The organism is Neptuniibacter halophilus (genome assembly GCF_030295765.1).
Taxonomy (GTDB): Bacteria; Pseudomonadota; Gammaproteobacteria; order Pseudomonadales; family Balneatricaceae; genus Neptuniibacter; species Neptuniibacter halophilus.
The window spans coordinates 1849284-1865554 of the sequence record NZ_AP027292.1 but is presented as its reverse complement, the minus strand read 5'-3'; the positions used below and the strand labels follow the sequence as shown (position 1 = coordinate 1865554).

Genomic DNA, 16271 nt, shown 5'->3' with positions numbered 1-16271 from the left:
TGGAGCACATGCATGAGCCGCACCGTATTTTGCCGTAAATACAAAGAAGAACTGGAAGGACTGGACCGCCCACCTTACCCGGGTGCCAAAGGCCAGGAGATTTACGACAATGTTTCGAAAAAAGCATGGAAAGAGTGGACCGACCACCAGACCATGATCATCAACGAAAAACACCTCAGCCTGATGGACCCCTCCACCCGCGAATTTCTTCAGACCGAAATGGAAAAATTCATGGACGGCGGCGACTACGAGAAGGCCGAAGGTTACGTTCCCCCTTCGAAATAGTTTTTTTGTAACAAGTGGTTGACAGTGTTCCGCTAAGACGGTTTAATACGCGCCACTTGAGTTGCCCAGATAGCTCAGTCGGTAGAGCAGGGGATTGAAAATCCCCGTGTCGGTGGTTCGATTCCGCCTCTGGGCACCACTTATTTTAAAGCCTCGTTACCTAACGGGGCTTTTTATTCAGCAGACAATCTGCACCCAGCGCCCAGATAGCTCAGTCGGTAGAGCAGGGGATTGAAAATCCCCGTGTCGGTGGTTCGATTCCGCCTCTGGGCACCAAACTCAAAGCCTCGCTATCAGCGGGGCTTTTTGTTTGGTGACTACAGGCCGGATGAGAAGCACCGATGTGGTTCGACAAAATGCGACCACAGAAGCATTTTGAGACAAGAAAGCATCGCTTTCGCAGCCCTCTCACCCGAGAGGGGCTTAATTTCCACAAAGGAAATTAAGATCATTCCGCCTCGAGCAGCTCCTCCCAACATTAGTAGTATAGCTTTCAAAGATTAAGTATCTCTGGGCGTCACCGAACCTGTTCGATTATTCGCGCTGCGCGCTCACCCTTCGGGCTATCGTCACTGCGTTCCGATGTGTTAATGCCTGCGGCATTGATCCGCCTCTGGGCACTAAACTCAAAGCCTCGATTCTCTACCTTAAGAGAGTGCGGGGCTTTTTGTTTGGTGACTAAAGGCCGGATGAGAAGCATCGATGTGGTTCGAAAAATGCGACCACAAGAGCATTTTGAGACAAGAAAGCACCGCTTTCGCAGCCCTCAACAAAAGATGGTGGTAAAACAGCCTCAGCGTTTTACCACTCTCCCAGCCTCAGGCTTTCGGCATCAATTTGCGCGCGAAGCTATCGAGAGCCAGCGGCCCCGGGCCATATATCGCGATCTGAGCCAGCAGGATCCCCCACAGGTAGTGCAGATAAAGTGCGGCCGGCGCAATCTCGGCCAGGCTGATCACCGCCACGACATTGACCAGAAACAGGCCTGTGGCTGAAAAGCGGGTCAGTACTCCAAAAAACAGCAACACTGGCAGTATTAACTCGCCCAGCGTGCCCAGAACCGCTGCCGTTTCAAAATGTAGGAGCGGCACCTGATACTCCTCTTCAAACAGGAACAGCGTGGTTTCCCAATCCTGTATTTTGGTTAAACCTGCACTAAAAAAGACCTGAGCTACGTATACTCTGGCCAGTACGGCAGCCAGAAAGTGGAAGTGTGTGAACCCATTCTCTCGGTTCAGGTATGTCTGATAGGTACTCTGGATTAAATTACTCATTCTGATTCCTCTGTGTCGTATCGATTTCCAGATCGCGCTAAGTGAGCTTATGCAGCCACTGCTGCTCTATGGCCCGGGTCAGCCACTGACTGAAATCGAAAGCCGGAAACTGCTCCAGCAGTGAAGCCAGATCCTGCCCCGCCTGCAGTGCAGCCATCCATAAATATTCCTCCTCTGTCAGATGCGTGATACAGGGAAGATGATCTTTCTGACAGATCAGCAGGTATCGCGCACGCGGAGGCTGGCTCAGTAACCTGCCCACCTCTTCGGTATCGATATCGGTGACATCCTGCTGATGTATCTGCCATAGCTCGGCCGTAGGGTAGAGGCTGCGAATAATGTTCAGCCCCGACCCTGAATACAGACGGAGATCACTCAGGTTTTCGTCTGCCAACCGGGACAGGGAAGCAATATCCAGCTCCGTCGGGGCGGCTCTTGCGGCCCTGTGGATCAACCACTCCAGTTCGGCGATATCGGCCAGATAGGGGTGCCCGTCCTGCAGGCTCGTCGTTCGGATCAGATCAGAAAGCTGGCCGCCCCAATCCGCCCAGTCTCCGCTTGATGGCAGTTCACGGGAAAGGAGATGGCGGCACAAGAGGCGCATCGTCTCTTCACCGAGCATTTTTTCAGTCACCGGGTAACTCAACGACAGGGCCCTCGCCGCTGTCATCAACAGGTTGTTCTGATAGATCTGAAGCCCTTTGTCTGCAACGGGTTCAGCCCGCTCAGGCTTAACCGTCACCCCTGCAAAAATCATCTTAATCAGGGAGGCCTGACGGTTGCTGAGTGCATCCTGATCAGCTCGCATGGGCCATCCCTCCGCGCTGATTCAGTTCGCTGTGGATAATGGTTCGCGCCTGTACGGCCTGTGCCAGCAGCGTTTCCCAATCGGGCAGTTGGTTATCCCACTCGATTAAGGTCGAGACCGGCCCCACCTGCTGCAGGGCATAGCGATACAGCGCCCAGCATTCATCGGAGACGGGCTGACTATGATCGTCCACGATCAGCGCTCCCCTTTCTGCGGGTGTATATCCCGCCAGATGAATCTCCCCCACTGCATCTGCAGGAATCTGCTGCAGCCAGTGTTTCGCGGCTTCTGCTGCAGGTTCGTCACTGAAGTTATGGGCATTCACCAACAGGTTGTTCAGATCCACTAATAAGCCGCACCCTGTTCTTTCCACCAGCTCTGTCAGAAACCCGGTCTCGCTCAGGGTGGAATGCTTAAACTCAACATAGGCAGACAGGTTTTCTATCAGGATCCTCCTGCCCAGAAGCTGCTGTACCCGGTCAATATTGTCGCTCATCACTGTCAGACTCTGCCGTGTAAACTCCAGTGGCAGCAGGTCTCCGGCATGCACCGGTTTGTCTCCCAGCGTTCCCCAGGTAAAGCAGGCATGATCGGAAATATGCAAGGGTCTGATCCGCTCAGCCAGGCGCTGCAGCTTTTTCAGATACCCCTGATTGATCCCCATGGCTGAGCCCAGCCCCATGGATGTGGAGTGCAGGCTCACCGGGTATATGTTTGTCATATCGGTCAGGATCTCCTGAATCACGCCACCCTCCGCGAAAAAGTTTTCGGCATGGATCTCTACAAAGTCGATGGAAGATGCCCCCAGCAGCGCCTCCCGATAATGCGGGTGACGCAGCCCAACCCCCACCCGATACTGTTCGGGAGCACTTCCGGCCCATTTTGAACGGATTGAAGACATCTTCATCTCTCCTTTAACAAGCCCCACCCTTATGAGGCAGATTGCTCCTGATAACGTTTTTTGGCTTCAGCTTTCAGCATGCCGCCGAGATCTTTACAGGTCCCTTTGGCCACCAGCTTCCACTCGCCGGGATCGTTATCCACTTTTGACTGCCCTGCGCAGGAGTGTGTACCTGCAAGATTGCCGCAGTCGTTCTGACCGGCCAGTGCAACGCCGTAGCACTTCTCTTTTCCGGCGGCGTGCGCCGCAGGCAGGGTGGCGACTGTGGAAAGCGCGGCCGCCAGAGCAGCCGAGATCGGAAGAGCGTCTGTAGGGAAAGAGTGTATGCTACACGCTGTTTAGTATTCATATTTCTCTCCTGTGTGTTTTAACCGGGCCAAAGAACGGTCAAGCCACTGGCTCAACTGGCCCAATCCTGCACTGCCCACCTGACGATCAATCTCTCCGTTGGCGCCCAATAAAACCAGAGTAGGTACCGCACGGATTGAAAAATCTGCAGACAGAGCAGATTGCTGATCTACATCGATCTTTAATACCCGGACTTGTTCAGTGCTCTGACCGGCCAGTTGTTGCATAACCGGATTCATTTGCTGACATGGGCCACACCAGTTGGCACTGAACCAAAGCAGTGCCAACGGTTGTGGGTAGCTATGCCCGTTTACTGAAAACGTCAACGCCTGTTCAGCCATAGCGCATCAGTCTTCTGCGTTGGCTTGTGCTACCGACAGATCTTCAATACCTGCCCAGATACGGTTCGCGGTTTTCAGGTGGCCGGGAACATCGGTCAGCCATTTTTTCTGCACATCTTTGTTCAGGTTGAGGTACAACTTGCCCTCTTCGATGTGAAATGCCTGCGGGTCAATATCCAGCTTCTTGTTCAGTGCCACACCCATCGCGCAGTAACCGCCAAATTGTGGTGCGTAACGCTCTGCATCAGCTTTGAACAGGTCGCGGTTTTCCGCACTGCTGAAGCGGTAAATGGCGCCTTCGTGTGTCGCGGTAAATTCAGCAGAGCCTTCAACGGCTTTGTGTTCGCTGAAGTAAGCAACCGGGTCATACCCCTGAATCGCGACATCGTTGGTACCGATATTTGTCGCGGCTGCGAAGCTCATACTGCTGAGAAAGAGTGCACCTGCGGCGGTTGCCAGTTTCAGTGTTTGTGAAAATTTCATTTCTTTTTCCTTCGTTGATGGTTTAATCGGACACAGATCGCATACCTGATTTGTTGCGTAGTGCCTGAGATGAAGATTACGGATAACCACCGGTCAAAAGGCTGCAGCAAGTCCACAAAAAAACGCCAATCGTCCAAAACAGGTGCTTAATGGATAAATTGAGCCAGATTCTGCAAAGCCTGGAAGTAAACGCTGATGTGTTCTTCAGCGGAACGCTGTGTGGCATCAACGCCTTTGATGATCATCAGGATTCAAGCGTTCTGCACTTTCTGGAATCTGGCTCGCTGACACTGTCGACCGGGTCAGGGCACTGCATTGAACTGGGTGCGGGGTCGGTCATTTTCTTCCCCAGTGGCTGTAATCACGAGGTAAAGATTGCGCCAGCCGCGGAGGCGAGGCTGGTGTGTGCGACGGTGAAAATTCCGTTGCTCCACAAACAGGTTTTATCGGATAACCTTCCTCTCTTTCTCTGCTTTGATATTCAGCATGAAGAAGCGATCACCCACACCGCAAAGCTGATCTTCTCTGAGGCGTTTGCTGAACAATCCGGTCGTCAACTGATGATTAATCGTTTGTGCGATATCTTCGTTCTGCAGATGCTGCGTAGCGTCATCAGTAACGGAACGGTTGAACTGGGGCTCATCGCCGCCGGCTCACACCCTTCGCTGGCACCGCTGATACAGGCGATAAAAGACAATCCCGAGCAGGAATGGTCGGTCGATGAGATGGCCAACGCCGTTGCCATGTCCCGTTCCAAATTTGCAGCGTTGTTTAAAGAAACGCTGGGCCAGTCGCCTATTGAGTATGTCACCCACCTGCGCATGGTGATGGCCAAAGGGCTGTTGAAGCAACAACGCCCTGTCGGGCTGGTTGCCAATGATGTCGGCTACGAGAACGCCTCCTCTCTGGCCAAGGTATTCAAGAAGCACTTTGGTGTAACGCCAAAGCAGTGGATCAAGGCCTACTTCAACTCAGATAACAGAGCAGGGTAATGCTTTACCGGTGCGCAAGAATACAACCCGCCAACACAGCCTCCTGACCGCTGAAAACTAACTATACTCAATCCTGTTACCACTAATCTGACCCCGGCATATGAACTGCGCACACCGGTTGTTTTATCTTGGCTTGTGGCTTTGTATTGCTTCCACCCCGATACAGGCCGAAACCCTCAGCTTTGGAAACAACAGCGAGCAGCCCCCTATTGTCTTCCTCGGGGATCAGGACTACCCCCCGATAGAATGGCTGGAAAACGGAGAGCCCCGGGGTATTTTCGCTTCGTTTCTTGAACACTATGCAACGGCGCTGGATCGGCGCATCGAATATCGCCTGATGAACTGGCATGAGGCCCAGAAAGCGGTGTTAGCCGGAAAAGGTGATGTACTCACTGTCTTCAGCCCCAACGCAGAGAGAGAGGAACACTACGACTTTGTGGATAGTTTTCTGACCTTTGAGATCAGTCTGTTTGTGAAAAGCGACAACCTGACAATCCACAATCTGGCCGACCTTAGCGGTACCCGGACCGGGGTGATCAAAGGCAGCTTCCCGCAAAAGATTCTCAGTACCGGCAGTGAGACGGAGCTGGTGTTTGTGCAAGATCACCTCGATGGATTCAGGCGCCTGCTCGCCGGCGAGATTGATGCACTGGCAACCACCAAATGGGTAGGTGCCTATATTATTCAGAAAAACAGACTTGAAGGGATAAAGTTTGTCACCGACCCCATTGCACTCAAGCCCAGCCATATGGGGGTAAGAAAAGGCGAACAGGCGTTAGCTGAACTGCTGACCAAAGGGATTGAAAGGATGCGCTCAGATGGCACCCTCGATGCCCTTAATAAACAATGGAGCGGCTACAACATGGTCTACCTGACCGAGCACAAGCTCCGGCAAACCTACCTCAACATAGCACTGGTCGGGGTGCTGTTATTTATTTTAATCACTCTGGTCGCCATCAATATTCTGAGGAAACAGGTTAAAGACCGGACCCGGTCGCTGCGTGAGGCCAAACAAGCACTCGAGGAGGCCCTGCATGATCTGATCCAGACTCAGGCGCAACTGGTGCAATCTGAGAAGATGGCGGCGCTGGGCAGAATTACCGCGGGAGTGGCCCATAAGATCAATACGCCAATCGGTAATGCCATCACATTAAACAGCAACCTCAGTCACCATCTGCAACTGATTGAGCGTGATACCCAAGCGGGCAAACTGACCCAGACACAACTTAATGCTTTTATCACAGAGTCACTGGAAGCCTTAAAACTGGAAGAGGCCGCCCTGTACAAAACCGCCAGACTGGTAAACGATTTTAAAAGGCTGGTTGCCCATCAGGGGCAGGAGCACCGGGAACGCTTCAATCTGTTCGAATACCTGAACGTTGCACTGATACAGTCTCAGGAACAGCTCAGCCGGGCCGGCATTGAGGTACAGATAACAGGCGATAAAGCGCTGGAAATGGACAGCTATCCCGTTTCCCTGTCGCAGGTTCTGAAAGAACTCATTGAAAACGCCTGCCAGCATGCGTTTACCGACACCACCGCCGATCAAAAAGTAATCGAAATCGCCATCAGTCAGACACAGACAACAACGCTGATCACACTGGCAGATAACGGCAGCGGAGCACCGGACGAAGTCCAGAAAAAGATGTTTGATCCCTTCTTCACAGGGGAGGCCAGTATGAACCGTACCGGGCTCGGTCTGAGTGTGGCCCATTCGCTTATCAACGATGTGCTGGGAGGAAAAATCTCATCTGTCAGTAACCCCGCTGGCGGTCTGACGCTCACTCTGGAGCTGCCTACCTGCGCTCCAACCCTGCACCTGCTTTAACAAATCTGCGGCGTGACAGTGCATCACCATTTCCCCGAAAGATAAGGCAAAAGCCGGTCACAGCGCCTATGTTTAGTGTAACCATCATGCTGTCTATCCATGAAAAAATACTGCTCAGCTGTCGCATTATTGCTTGTTCTCTGTAGCCACCCGCTGGCGGCTCAGCAAACCCTGTTGCGTCTGGCAGCCACAGACTGGTGTCCTTATACCTGCGCAGGCCCCCAACCCGGGATTGTGGCGGATTACGTCACAGAGATACTTGCACGGCACCAGATCCGGACGGAAATCACAATGCTGCCCTGGTCACGCGCTATTGCCGAGGCAAACGAAGCGTCCCATATCGATGGCTTGCTGACCGCCGTCCCCAGTGAAAGCCCGGATCTGTTCTATACCCGAACCCCGACCATGTCTTATCAGGTCTGTTTCTATACCCGCGAAGACAGCAACTGGCGCTATCAGACCCCTGCATCCCTGAGTTCCTATCTGGGGCGCTTGGGCTATATCGCTGAATACAGTTATGGAGAAGAGATCGATCGCTTTCTCAGCGAGCAGGAGACGAATAACCGGGTTATGGAGCTCAAGGGCGCCAATGCGCTGGTCAGATTATTAAAACTGCTGCATCAGGGCCGGGTTTCGACCATTATCGAAGACAGTAAAATAGTCAGCTGGACCCTTGTCAGCCATGAATTTCATAAGTTGCCTGACAAAGGGTTCAGAATCGCCGGATGTTTAGCAGAGCAGCCTTTCTATCTTGCGCTGAACGGCGCCCACCCCGACAACGATAAGATTCTTGAGATCCTTAACCGGGCGTTTGCCGATCCTGAGAATCTCAAGCTGCGCCATACCATTGAAGACCGTTACCTGCATGCGGTCGGGCCCGACGAGTAATGCTCAGGCAAAATCCAGTGTGACCACCAGCCTCGATTGGCCCGATGGCACTGCCGGAGAGCGGTGCACAGCGCCCTGCCCTTCATTGCCAAACCAGCCCTCACCCTTTAACAGCAGCAGATCACCCGGCTCTGCCTGCTGAATCCGTTCAGGCCCGTGGTAGAGGCCCGACTCCTCATCACTTAATCCCTGACTCCCCCGGCCCAGCTTACGCCGATCAAGATCGTTATTGCCAAGCCACTCCGTACCCTGCCCCAGATACGTTGTCACCAGCCGGCAACCCAGCTTATCGGTATGGAAGCGCGGACACATGGCACGGTTGAGCACCTGCAGCCTCAGCCCGACCTCCTCCAGATCAAACAGGCAGGCATACATATCGACAACCTGCGCCAGATCCTCGATAAACGCTCCGTGCTGATCCTGCCCGGGTATAAGCGCACTCAGCGATACGGCCGCCTGCTCCGGCCTGATCACCGAGCGCAGGTTAAAATCCGGATACTGATCAGCCAGTTGCTGACAATCATCGGCCACCCCGGGAAGCAGGGTTCGCCTCAGCAACACCAAATTGACCCCTTCGGTGTAGATCTGCGTCATCACCTCAGGTGTGTCCCCGCTGGTAAAAGACGACACACCGGCCTCTGTACCCGACTGAAATTCGGGCTCTGCCCACTCTGCTGCTTCCACTGATCCCCCCTGTATAAACTCAATCTGACAATATACGTTATGATATAACATAAGCATTAAGTTTGACTAAACTTATCCACAATCCATACCGGAATCAGAATCCATACTTAACGACAAAACCCTTTAAAAACATAAGGTAATAGTCATCTCTCTAGATTAAAATCGCGTCTTAACTACAATTAATCACATTGTCAGACCGCTATATCTTTACTTGTGGATGGTCTATTTTGTTAGGACTTGACGACCTGAATCAAAGTCCCCTTCATCCGGCCCGGGCTATGACACGTCCGGTTTTGTTTGTTGGCTGATCGATATCAGGAAGGAACCTGAGCAGTGAACACAGCAAGACTCAAATCACTTACTTTTGACAGTGTTATTCAGGAGATCATAGCTATGTCCCGTCGTAACTCGCTCGCTATTATGGCGCTCACCCTCTCGCTTATCGGCCTCACCAGTCAGAGCTATGCCGCTGAAAGAGCCGGCACGTTTAAAGTCGTCAACGGCAGCGTCAGTATTGAGCGTAACGGAGCCACCCAGAACGCCGAAGTTGGCGATGCCGTACTCGAAGGCGATACGGTGATCACCGCCGAGTCCAGTTTTGCCGGCATTACCCTGCGGGATAATACCCGTTTAACCTCCGGCCCCGGCTCTACGCTGGTGATTGATGATTTTGCCTTTGACACCACCACCCATAAGGGCCGGCTCAGTGCCAACCTGAAACGGGGCAAGCTGGCTGTCATCTCCGGCAAGCTGGCTAAATCCAATCCGGAATCAGTCCAGTTCAATACCGGGTCGATGACGGTAGGTGTGCGTGGTACCGAATTTATTCTTGAAGCAGCCGGGGAGTAACAGGGATGTCTGCAATGATTAAATACACGTTTCTGACCTTAGCGGCGCTCTCTGCCAGTGGTGTTGTAAACGCCGCAAAGTACTGGCACAGCTCCGATGGCACGCCACTGCGTGATTCCCTCGGCGAATGCGTCAGCACTAACAGTGCCCAGGGCCAGAAACTGGAACCGGGTTGTGACCCCATGGATCGGGTGATTCTGTTACCCGACGCTGAGGGCACCGTCGGTGCTGTGATCGTCAGTTCCGGCGGCAAAGCACAGAAGGTCGACAGCGCATTTGCCGCGATTCATGTGGGTCAGGCCGGTGAGCTGGAAACCGCACCTGCCAGTCAGCAGGAGGTCAGCTCCCGTTTTGGTCAGCTACTCAAAGAACAACCACTGGCTCCGGCCAGCTATACCCTGCGATTTCTGCCCGGTTCAGCGACCGAGCTGACCCCTGATTCTGCGGCGGTGGTCCAGCAACTGTTTGCCGATCTGGAGAAACGCTCGGCCCCCGAAGTTCGCCTGATCGGCCATACGGATACCGTAGGCTCGCTACAGGCCAACGATAAACTCTCCAGAATGCGCGCCCAGACGGTGGCCGAGATTCTGGTTAAAGAGGGTGTGGATCAACAGTTGATGGAAGTGACGGGACGCGGTGAACGTGAACTGGCCGTATCGACCGCTGATAATGTTGATAACGTGGACAATCGCCGGGTAGAGATCAGTATCCGCTGATCGCAATACCCTTCTCGTCACTCAGAAAGGAACTTCACGCCAGATGGGGATGAATCTGACCAGTAGTCATTCTGCTCTGCAACGTCTTCTGGGCGTTGCCCGGGGCCGCCCTCTGGCCATTGCGATTCTGTTGATCATCCTCCTCTCTGAAGTCCTCAACCTGCTGCCACAAAAGGTGCAGGCCAGTTACCCGCAGTGGTTTTCCTCGCTGGTTGAGACCATAAGAGCCCCCACTGTCAGTGCCCAACTGGCGTTATTTGATTCCTACCAGCAGATCTCACCGCGTCAGCCCCTGAGCCAGCCGGTCACAGTTGTCGCAATCGACGAGAAAACTCTGGTTGAGCTGGGCCAATGGCCCTGGCCAAGGGATATTCTGGCAAAACTTATCCACACTCTCGACTTTTTCGGCCCCGCTGCAATCGGCCTCGATTTTTATATGCCGGAGCCGGATCAGAACTCAGTAGAGAAACTGGCGCAACGACTGGCGCCGGATCAGAAGTACCTCATCAAAGAGCTGGAATCACTGCCATCGAGTGATTTTCAGTTAGCCATGGCGCTGAGCGGAACCCCCTCGGTGCTGGCCGCAGCCGGTTTTGACTTTGACACCTACACCACCAGCAGTGAGTTGTTTGTCACGCCGATACAGATCGATGGCACCGACCCGTCAGCCTTTCTGACAAACTACCCGCAAGTGCTGGCCAGTCTTCCTGAGCTGCAATACGCTGCAGCGGGCCAGGCGCTGGTGAGTATCCCGGGCTCTGTCGGCCCGATCAGGCATCTGCCGCTGATTATGGCAGTGAATGGTGAGCCGGTACCGAATATGGTGATGGAGATGTTTCGTGTCGCCACCGCTTCAGAGGCTATCCGTCTGCGCGTCGGTAACGGGGGCATTGAACAGGTCAGTGTCGCCGACCTGAATATCAATACGCAGGCCCAAAGTGATGTCTGGCTGCATTATGCATCACTCGATGACACCCGCCACCGCTACGTTTCTGCGGTGGATGTACTGAATGGTCAGGTTGACCCTTCCATGCTGGAGAACAAACTGGTGCTGATCGGCCTGACCGGAGCCGGCCTGTCCGATATGCGCTTTACCCCCCTGAATGAACAGGTTCCGGGGGTCGAAATTCATGCCCAGTTAGCCGAAGCGATGTTTGATGGCGACTTCCTCTATCGTCCGGTCTGGCTGCACTGGCTGGAAGTCCTGACGGTGCTGGCAACGGGCATGCTGCTGATCTGGTTTATTCCCCGACCCAAAACACAGCTTGGCGCCCTGCTGAAGCACCGTCCGGTATGGATGCTCGGTTTTATCGCGATCTTCGCCATTCTGTTTATGGGGCTGGGTTATCTGCTGTTCTGGCTCTGGGGGCTGCTGTTTTCCGCATCCAGCGTGGTTATCGGTATCACGCTGGTGATGGGCTCCTTCTTTATTACCAGCATTCTGGAAAACCTTGGCGAAGCACAGGCCCGACTGGAACGGCTGGTAGAAAACGGTATTGCACTGGGTCGCCTGCAGGATCGGGACACACTCCTGCAGATGACACTGGATGGTATTGATGAACTGGCCCCCTGTCAGGCTCAGGTAATACTGCTGAAATCCGAAGACGGGCTGCTCACGCCTGTCGGTCAGCGCGGTCTGCAAACCGACTGGGAAGACTCCGTTGACCTGACTCAGGAAGCCGGCCAGAACAGTCTGATCGGCCAGACCTGCGTTCAGAATCAGATACAGAATCTCGGTGAAGATGATCACCGGATGCTGAGCAAGGCCCCCTGGGCCGAACTGCGCACGATGTCAGGCTCGGCCATACACTCCCTGCTGGTAGTGCCGATGCAGTTCTCCGATCAGACGGTAAAAGGCGTGGTGTTACTGCTGAATGCCGTCGACCCGATGAGCCGCGGCATCGTCGATTTTGAGAGCAAAAGCGTTCGTCTGGTGGATGCCCTCGCGTCACAGGCCGCCGTCGCCATTGAGAATCAGGATCTGGTTGCCGCCCAGAAACATATGATGGATGCGATGATCAAGATGATCGCCGGCGCAATCGATGCCAAAAGCGCTTATACCGGTGGTCATTGTGAACGGGTACCGGAACTGGCGGTGATGCTCTGTAAAGCCGCCAGCGCTGCGCAGGAGGGCCCTCTGGCTGAGTTCGCCATGACCAGCAAAGACGAGTGGCGTGAGTTTAACATTGCGGCCTGGTTGCATGACTGCGGCAAGGTGACCACACCGGAACACGTGGTGGATAAAGCCACCAAGCTGGAAACCATCTACAACCGTATCCATGAAGTGCGAACCCGGTTTGAAGTCTTGCTGCGCGATGCGGAGATCGCGAAATTACAGGCGATCTATGAACAGCAGCAAGATCCGGCGACAGCCAAAGCCGCCTATGCTGAGCGCCGTCAGCAACTGCTGGATGATTTTGCCTTTATTGCGCACTGTAATGTGGGCGGCGAATTCCTCGAAGCAGACAAGATCGAGCGCATTCGCGAGATCGGCCAGCAACGCTGGCAACGTAATTTTGATAACCGGATCGGTCTGTCTGACGATGAGCTGCGCCGTTGCCCGGATAGCAACGAAACCCTGCCGGTAATGGAGCCGCTGCTGTGTGACCGCCCCGAACACCTGATCGAGCGACCACCCAACAAAGCGCTGGACCCGGAATACGGCTGGAAGATGGAGATCCCCGAGTATCTCTACAACCACGGCGAACTGCATAATCTGGTGATCAGCCGTGGCACTCTGACGCCGGAAGAGCGCTTTAAAATCAACGAGCACATCATCCAGACCATTGCGATTCTGGAACAGATGCCGTTCCCGCCAAACCTGCGCCGGGTGCCGGAAATTGCCGGCGCACACCACGAAACCCTGATCGGCACCGGCTACCCGAGAGGTCTGAGCGAATCCGAGCTGTCAGTTCCGGCCAGAATTATGGCCATCGCCGATATTTTCGAAGCCCTGACCGCCTCCGACCGGCCTTACAAAAAGGCCAAGAGCCTGTCTGAATCAATCCGTATTCTCAGTTTCTTCAAGAAGGATCAGCATATCGATCCGGTACTGTTTGATCTGTTCCTCAGTGCCGGCATCTACAAACAGTATGCCGAGCGTTTCCTCGATCCTGAACAGATTGATGAAGTGGATATTGAGCAGTATCTGGGCTAGCCGGTCAGTGGTAACCGGCTATTGATTGAAGCGCTTGTTCACATCGACCCAGAGTTTCAGCTTACCGGAGCCGCCGACCCGCTTACCGGTACCACGGCCCTTGGCCAGCCATAGGCCGTCACCATTAAAGCTGTAGACCGGCACCAGATCCTTACGCTTATGCGCCGGCAGAATACGCGGATTAAGGTTATCCAGCACCAGCGGAATATCATCCGGGTTCGGGAAGTAGGTCAGCACCATGTGTGCTTCGTTCCACCTCAACGCCTTCACGTACATAATCCGCATCTTCTTCTCAGGCACACCCAGCTCTTTCAGGGTGAAGTACTTGGCCAGCGCGTAATCTTCGCAATCGCCACCGTGGGTGGTGAGTTTCTCAAAGGGGGTGGCCCAGTAATCCTTTTTCTTCCAGTGCGCCCAGTCGGTGTAATAGGGGATCATATTGAAAAAGCCGTTAACCTTTTCAACCTTATCCATCTCACTGATATTGCCATTCTTGCGCACCAGATCCGCCAGCGCATTGAGCCGCAAGACCGCCGACTTACCGTAGCGTTTCTCGACCTTTTTCAGCAGTGAATCACTGAATTCGATCAGGCCCGCCGCCTGCACCGGCAGCGGCGCTGCCAGTGCCGCCAGCACAGAGACGCCGCACAGATACCTGCGCCAGCCGTGCGCTACACGGATACCGCCTGGCAGCCGGTTCATCTGCTGACCGCCGTAATACCTATTTCAGACACAGCGGCAAAGTCACTGTCAGAGGCCACCGACTCAGCCAGAATGCTGACATTGAGCAGCTCGCCCAGCTCTTTAAAGACTTCAACCATGCGTCGTTTCTCGGCATCCCGGCTGATGTTTTCGGTGTAAACCCGGGCCAGACGGATGTAATCCAGTTTGTACTCTTTAATATCATCCATGGAGATAAAGCGGCTTTCGTATCGCTTGAGAATGACTTTCGCACCACAGCGGTGGGCGAAATCGATAAAGGTCGCAAAGGCCTTAAGATCTTTAGTCGCGCCGTAGGCGGTCACACTGAACACCAGATGGCTGGCAATATCACTGTTATCCTGCAGCAGGGCATAAAGCTCTGAGCGGAACTCATTACTCGCCAGTGTTGTAAACGAGAGGTTAACCGCAATGTCGTGGCTGATCTGCTCTTCGCGGATTCGGCGCAGTACTTCCTTAACCACATGCATATCAAAGGTCAGAATCTGGCCAATCGACTCGGCCACCGAGATAAAGGTACCGATCGGCAACGCTTCACCCTCATCATCCTGTACCTGCGACATCGCCTCTTCTATCATCAGCTCACCGGCCTGATCTCCGGTCAGTCTGTGAGCCTGCGCCATGTAGCTGATTGAGATTTTACGTTCCTCAATCACCCGGGCCACCAGCGCCTTCCACTCATCCATGTTGCGCGCATTGCCGCTGTCCTGATTAATCGAGAAGCTGTTGGCACCAATCAGCAGCGCCTTTTCGTAGGCTTCAGTCGCCGATGCCACCATCGCATCGATCGTGCCATGAGGATCAAACAACACCCCCCCCATATGCGCGACTTCCGGTTTGCCGTACTCCTGCCCCAGCGCTTCCAGACGGCTGAAAATCTTACCGCAGGTCTGCTCCGCTGCGGCCTGATCCGCACAATCCGCAATAAACACAAATTCAGCACCGACGATGCGGTAGATACAGTCAGCGGGAAGTCCTGAATCCTCAAGCCCCTGACGGATCGCCTTAACTACCCCGATAATAAAATCATCCACTTTGGCAGTGCTTTGCGTACTGGCGAACTTACCCAGCTCAGCAATGCGCAGCAAAAAGACAAAGCCTTTCGCATTCGACATGAAGCGGTTCTTCATCTCGGTTTCAAAGGTGGCACGCATTTCAAGCCCGGTCAGCTCATCCACCCGCATGCGCCGTGAGCTCTCCTCCAGCTTCGAGTTGAGGTTAGAGATCACCTTTTCGATCTTGCCCGACATCAGGTTCATAGAGCTGGCAACGTTACGTATCTCGGTGGTCCACGGCAGCGGCTCAATGGTTTCGAAGCTGCCATCGGCGATGCTCCGGGCCAGCTTGTTGATGCGGGAAAGCGGACTCAGCACCAGACGCAGCATCAGAATCAGTAACAGGACTGAGATGGTCAGCGCAATCGCCGAAAAAGCCAGACTTCGCTTCGCCTGCTCCCAGAGTTTCAGGTAACCAAAACCCGGATGGATGGTGACATACACAGTGCCGCCCATCACCCAGCCCGCATCAATCTCAGAACGGGCAGTTGCGGTCTGCATCGGCAGCAGCGCCTCGAACCAGGCAGGCACCTCTTCAAAGGAGGATGGGTTGGTTTTTCTGACCAGCTCCTTGCCCTTACGATTTTCCAGCATAATCTCCAGGTAGTAACCCCGGTCAAAAATACTGTTCACCATGGTTTCCAGAATGGTGTCGTCTTCATCAAGGATATAGGGGCTCAGCGACAGCCCGAGAGATGTGGCGGTATCCTGCGCATGGACCTCAGATTCGACCTGCAGATAATCGCGAATATTATTGATACTGGTGACAAAGTTGACCGAAAAGATGGCCAGAAAGATTAAAGATATCAACAGCAGCAACTGCTTGGACAACGTCATCTGAGAGCTCCTCCGGATTGTGCTCAGTTAAGTTCCGTTCTCATTCACCGACGGTTACAGGCAGCCCTGCAAAACCTATGAACCTAACAATAGTAGCCCGGTTTT

At 53.9% G+C, this 16271-nt stretch carries 16 protein-coding genes and 2 tRNA genes; 9 read left to right on the top strand and 9 right to left on the bottom strand.

All coding sequences use genetic code 11. From position 1 onward, the window contains the following. The first annotated feature begins 12 nt into the window (after positions 1-12). From QUD59_RS08640 to QUD59_RS08630, 3 genes are all read left to right on the top strand, one after another. Positions 13-285, top strand: a complete 273-nt coding sequence (locus QUD59_RS08640) for an oxidative damage protection protein (protein ID WP_286240858.1) — start codon at positions 13-15, stop codon at positions 283-285. A gap of 63 nt (positions 286-348) precedes the next feature. Next, positions 349-424, top strand: a tRNA-Phe gene (locus QUD59_RS08635). 61 nt (positions 425-485) lie between these two features. Beyond that, a tRNA-Phe gene (locus QUD59_RS08630) sits at positions 486-561 on the top strand. Between the two features lie 542 nt (positions 562-1103). Here QUD59_RS08630 and QUD59_RS08625 read toward each other — a convergent pair. From QUD59_RS08625 to QUD59_RS08600, 6 genes are all read right to left on the bottom strand, one after another. After that, positions 1104-1559 carry a DoxX family protein gene (locus QUD59_RS08625; RefSeq protein WP_286240857.1) on the bottom strand — a complete coding sequence of 152 codons (456 nt, stop codon included), beginning with the start codon at positions 1557-1559 and terminating at the stop codon, positions 1104-1106. A 37-nt stretch (positions 1560-1596) separates the two neighbouring features. After that, positions 1597-2367 (bottom strand): HvfC/BufC family peptide modification chaperone, encoded by a 771-nt coding sequence (locus QUD59_RS08620; RefSeq protein WP_286240856.1) that lies wholly within the window; start codon positions 2365-2367, stop codon positions 1597-1599. After that, positions 2357-3268 (bottom strand): MbnB/TglH/ChrH family RiPP precursor modification enzyme, encoded by a 912-nt coding sequence (locus tag QUD59_RS08615; protein WP_286240855.1) that lies wholly within the window; start codon positions 3266-3268, stop codon positions 2357-2359. Before QUD59_RS08615 ends, QUD59_RS08620 begins: the two co-directional genes overlap by 11 nt. Positions 3269-3297: 29 nt before the next feature. After that, positions 3298-3522, bottom strand: a complete 225-nt coding sequence (locus QUD59_RS08610; protein ID WP_491565780.1) for a BufA1 family periplasmic bufferin-type metallophore — start codon at positions 3520-3522, stop codon at positions 3298-3300. 84 nt (positions 3523-3606) lie between these two features. After that, positions 3607-3957 carry a thioredoxin family protein gene (locus tag QUD59_RS08605; RefSeq protein ID WP_286240854.1) on the bottom strand — a complete coding sequence of 117 codons (351 nt, stop codon included), beginning with the start codon at positions 3955-3957 and terminating at the stop codon, positions 3607-3609. Between the two features lie 6 nt (positions 3958-3963). Next, a complete protein-coding gene (locus tag QUD59_RS08600; protein ID WP_286240852.1) occupies positions 3964-4440 on the bottom strand; it encodes a YHS domain-containing (seleno)protein in 477 nt (158 codons plus the stop codon). Positions 4441-4589: 149 nt separating this feature from the next. On the opposite strand from QUD59_RS08600, the gene QUD59_RS08595 reads away from it, so the two are divergent. The 3 genes from QUD59_RS08595 (at position 4590) to QUD59_RS08585 (ending at position 8148) form a co-directional block, all read left to right on the top strand. Beyond that, the gene (locus QUD59_RS08595) at positions 4590-5432 is read left to right on the top strand and encodes an AraC family transcriptional regulator (protein WP_286240850.1); all 843 of its coding nucleotides are present in this window, start codon (positions 4590-4592) and stop codon (positions 5430-5432) included. A 100-nt stretch (positions 5433-5532) separates the two neighbouring features. Then, positions 5533-7260 (top strand): transporter substrate-binding domain-containing protein, encoded by a 1728-nt coding sequence (locus QUD59_RS08590; RefSeq protein WP_286240849.1) that lies wholly within the window; start codon positions 5533-5535, stop codon positions 7258-7260. Between the two features lie 129 nt (positions 7261-7389). Continuing rightward, complete coding sequence (locus QUD59_RS08585) at positions 7390-8148, top strand: substrate-binding periplasmic protein (protein ID WP_286240848.1); 759 nt, start codon at positions 7390-7392, stop codon at positions 8146-8148. A gap of 3 nt (positions 8149-8151) precedes the next feature. On the opposite strand, the gene QUD59_RS08580 is transcribed toward QUD59_RS08585, so the two are convergent. Further along, positions 8152-8832: a DUF1826 domain-containing protein gene (locus tag QUD59_RS08580; RefSeq protein WP_286240847.1), complete on the bottom strand. Its 681-nt coding sequence runs from the start codon at positions 8830-8832 to the stop codon at positions 8152-8154. 393 nt (positions 8833-9225) lie between these two features. On the opposite strand from QUD59_RS08580, the gene QUD59_RS08575 reads away from it, so the two are divergent. Genes QUD59_RS08575 through QUD59_RS08565 form a run of 3 tightly spaced genes read left to right on the top strand, consistent with a single transcriptional unit; the run spans position 9226 to position 13554 of the window. After that, a complete protein-coding gene (locus QUD59_RS08575; RefSeq protein ID WP_286240846.1) occupies positions 9226-9681 on the top strand; it encodes a FecR family protein in 456 nt (151 codons plus the stop codon). A gap of 5 nt (positions 9682-9686) precedes the next feature. Further along, on the top strand, positions 9687-10397 hold the full coding sequence (locus QUD59_RS08570) for an OmpA family protein (RefSeq protein WP_286240844.1): 711 nt from the start codon (positions 9687-9689) through the stop codon (positions 10395-10397). A gap of 43 nt (positions 10398-10440) precedes the next feature. Then, entirely contained in the window at positions 10441-13554 is a 3114-nt protein-coding gene (locus QUD59_RS08565; RefSeq protein WP_286240842.1) for a CHASE2 domain-containing protein, read from the top strand. Between the two features lie 18 nt (positions 13555-13572). Here the strand turns inward: QUD59_RS08565 and QUD59_RS08560 are convergent, their stop codons facing one another. Both QUD59_RS08560 and QUD59_RS08555 read right to left on the bottom strand, forming a co-directional pair. After that, complete coding sequence (locus QUD59_RS08560) at positions 13573-14256, bottom strand: transglutaminase-like cysteine peptidase (RefSeq protein WP_286240840.1); 684 nt, start codon at positions 14254-14256, stop codon at positions 13573-13575. Next, entirely contained in the window at positions 14253-16166 is a 1914-nt protein-coding gene (locus QUD59_RS08555) for a bifunctional diguanylate cyclase/phosphodiesterase (protein ID WP_286240838.1), read from the bottom strand. Before QUD59_RS08555 ends, QUD59_RS08560 begins: the two co-directional genes overlap by 4 nt. Positions 16167-16271 lie beyond the last annotated feature (105 nt).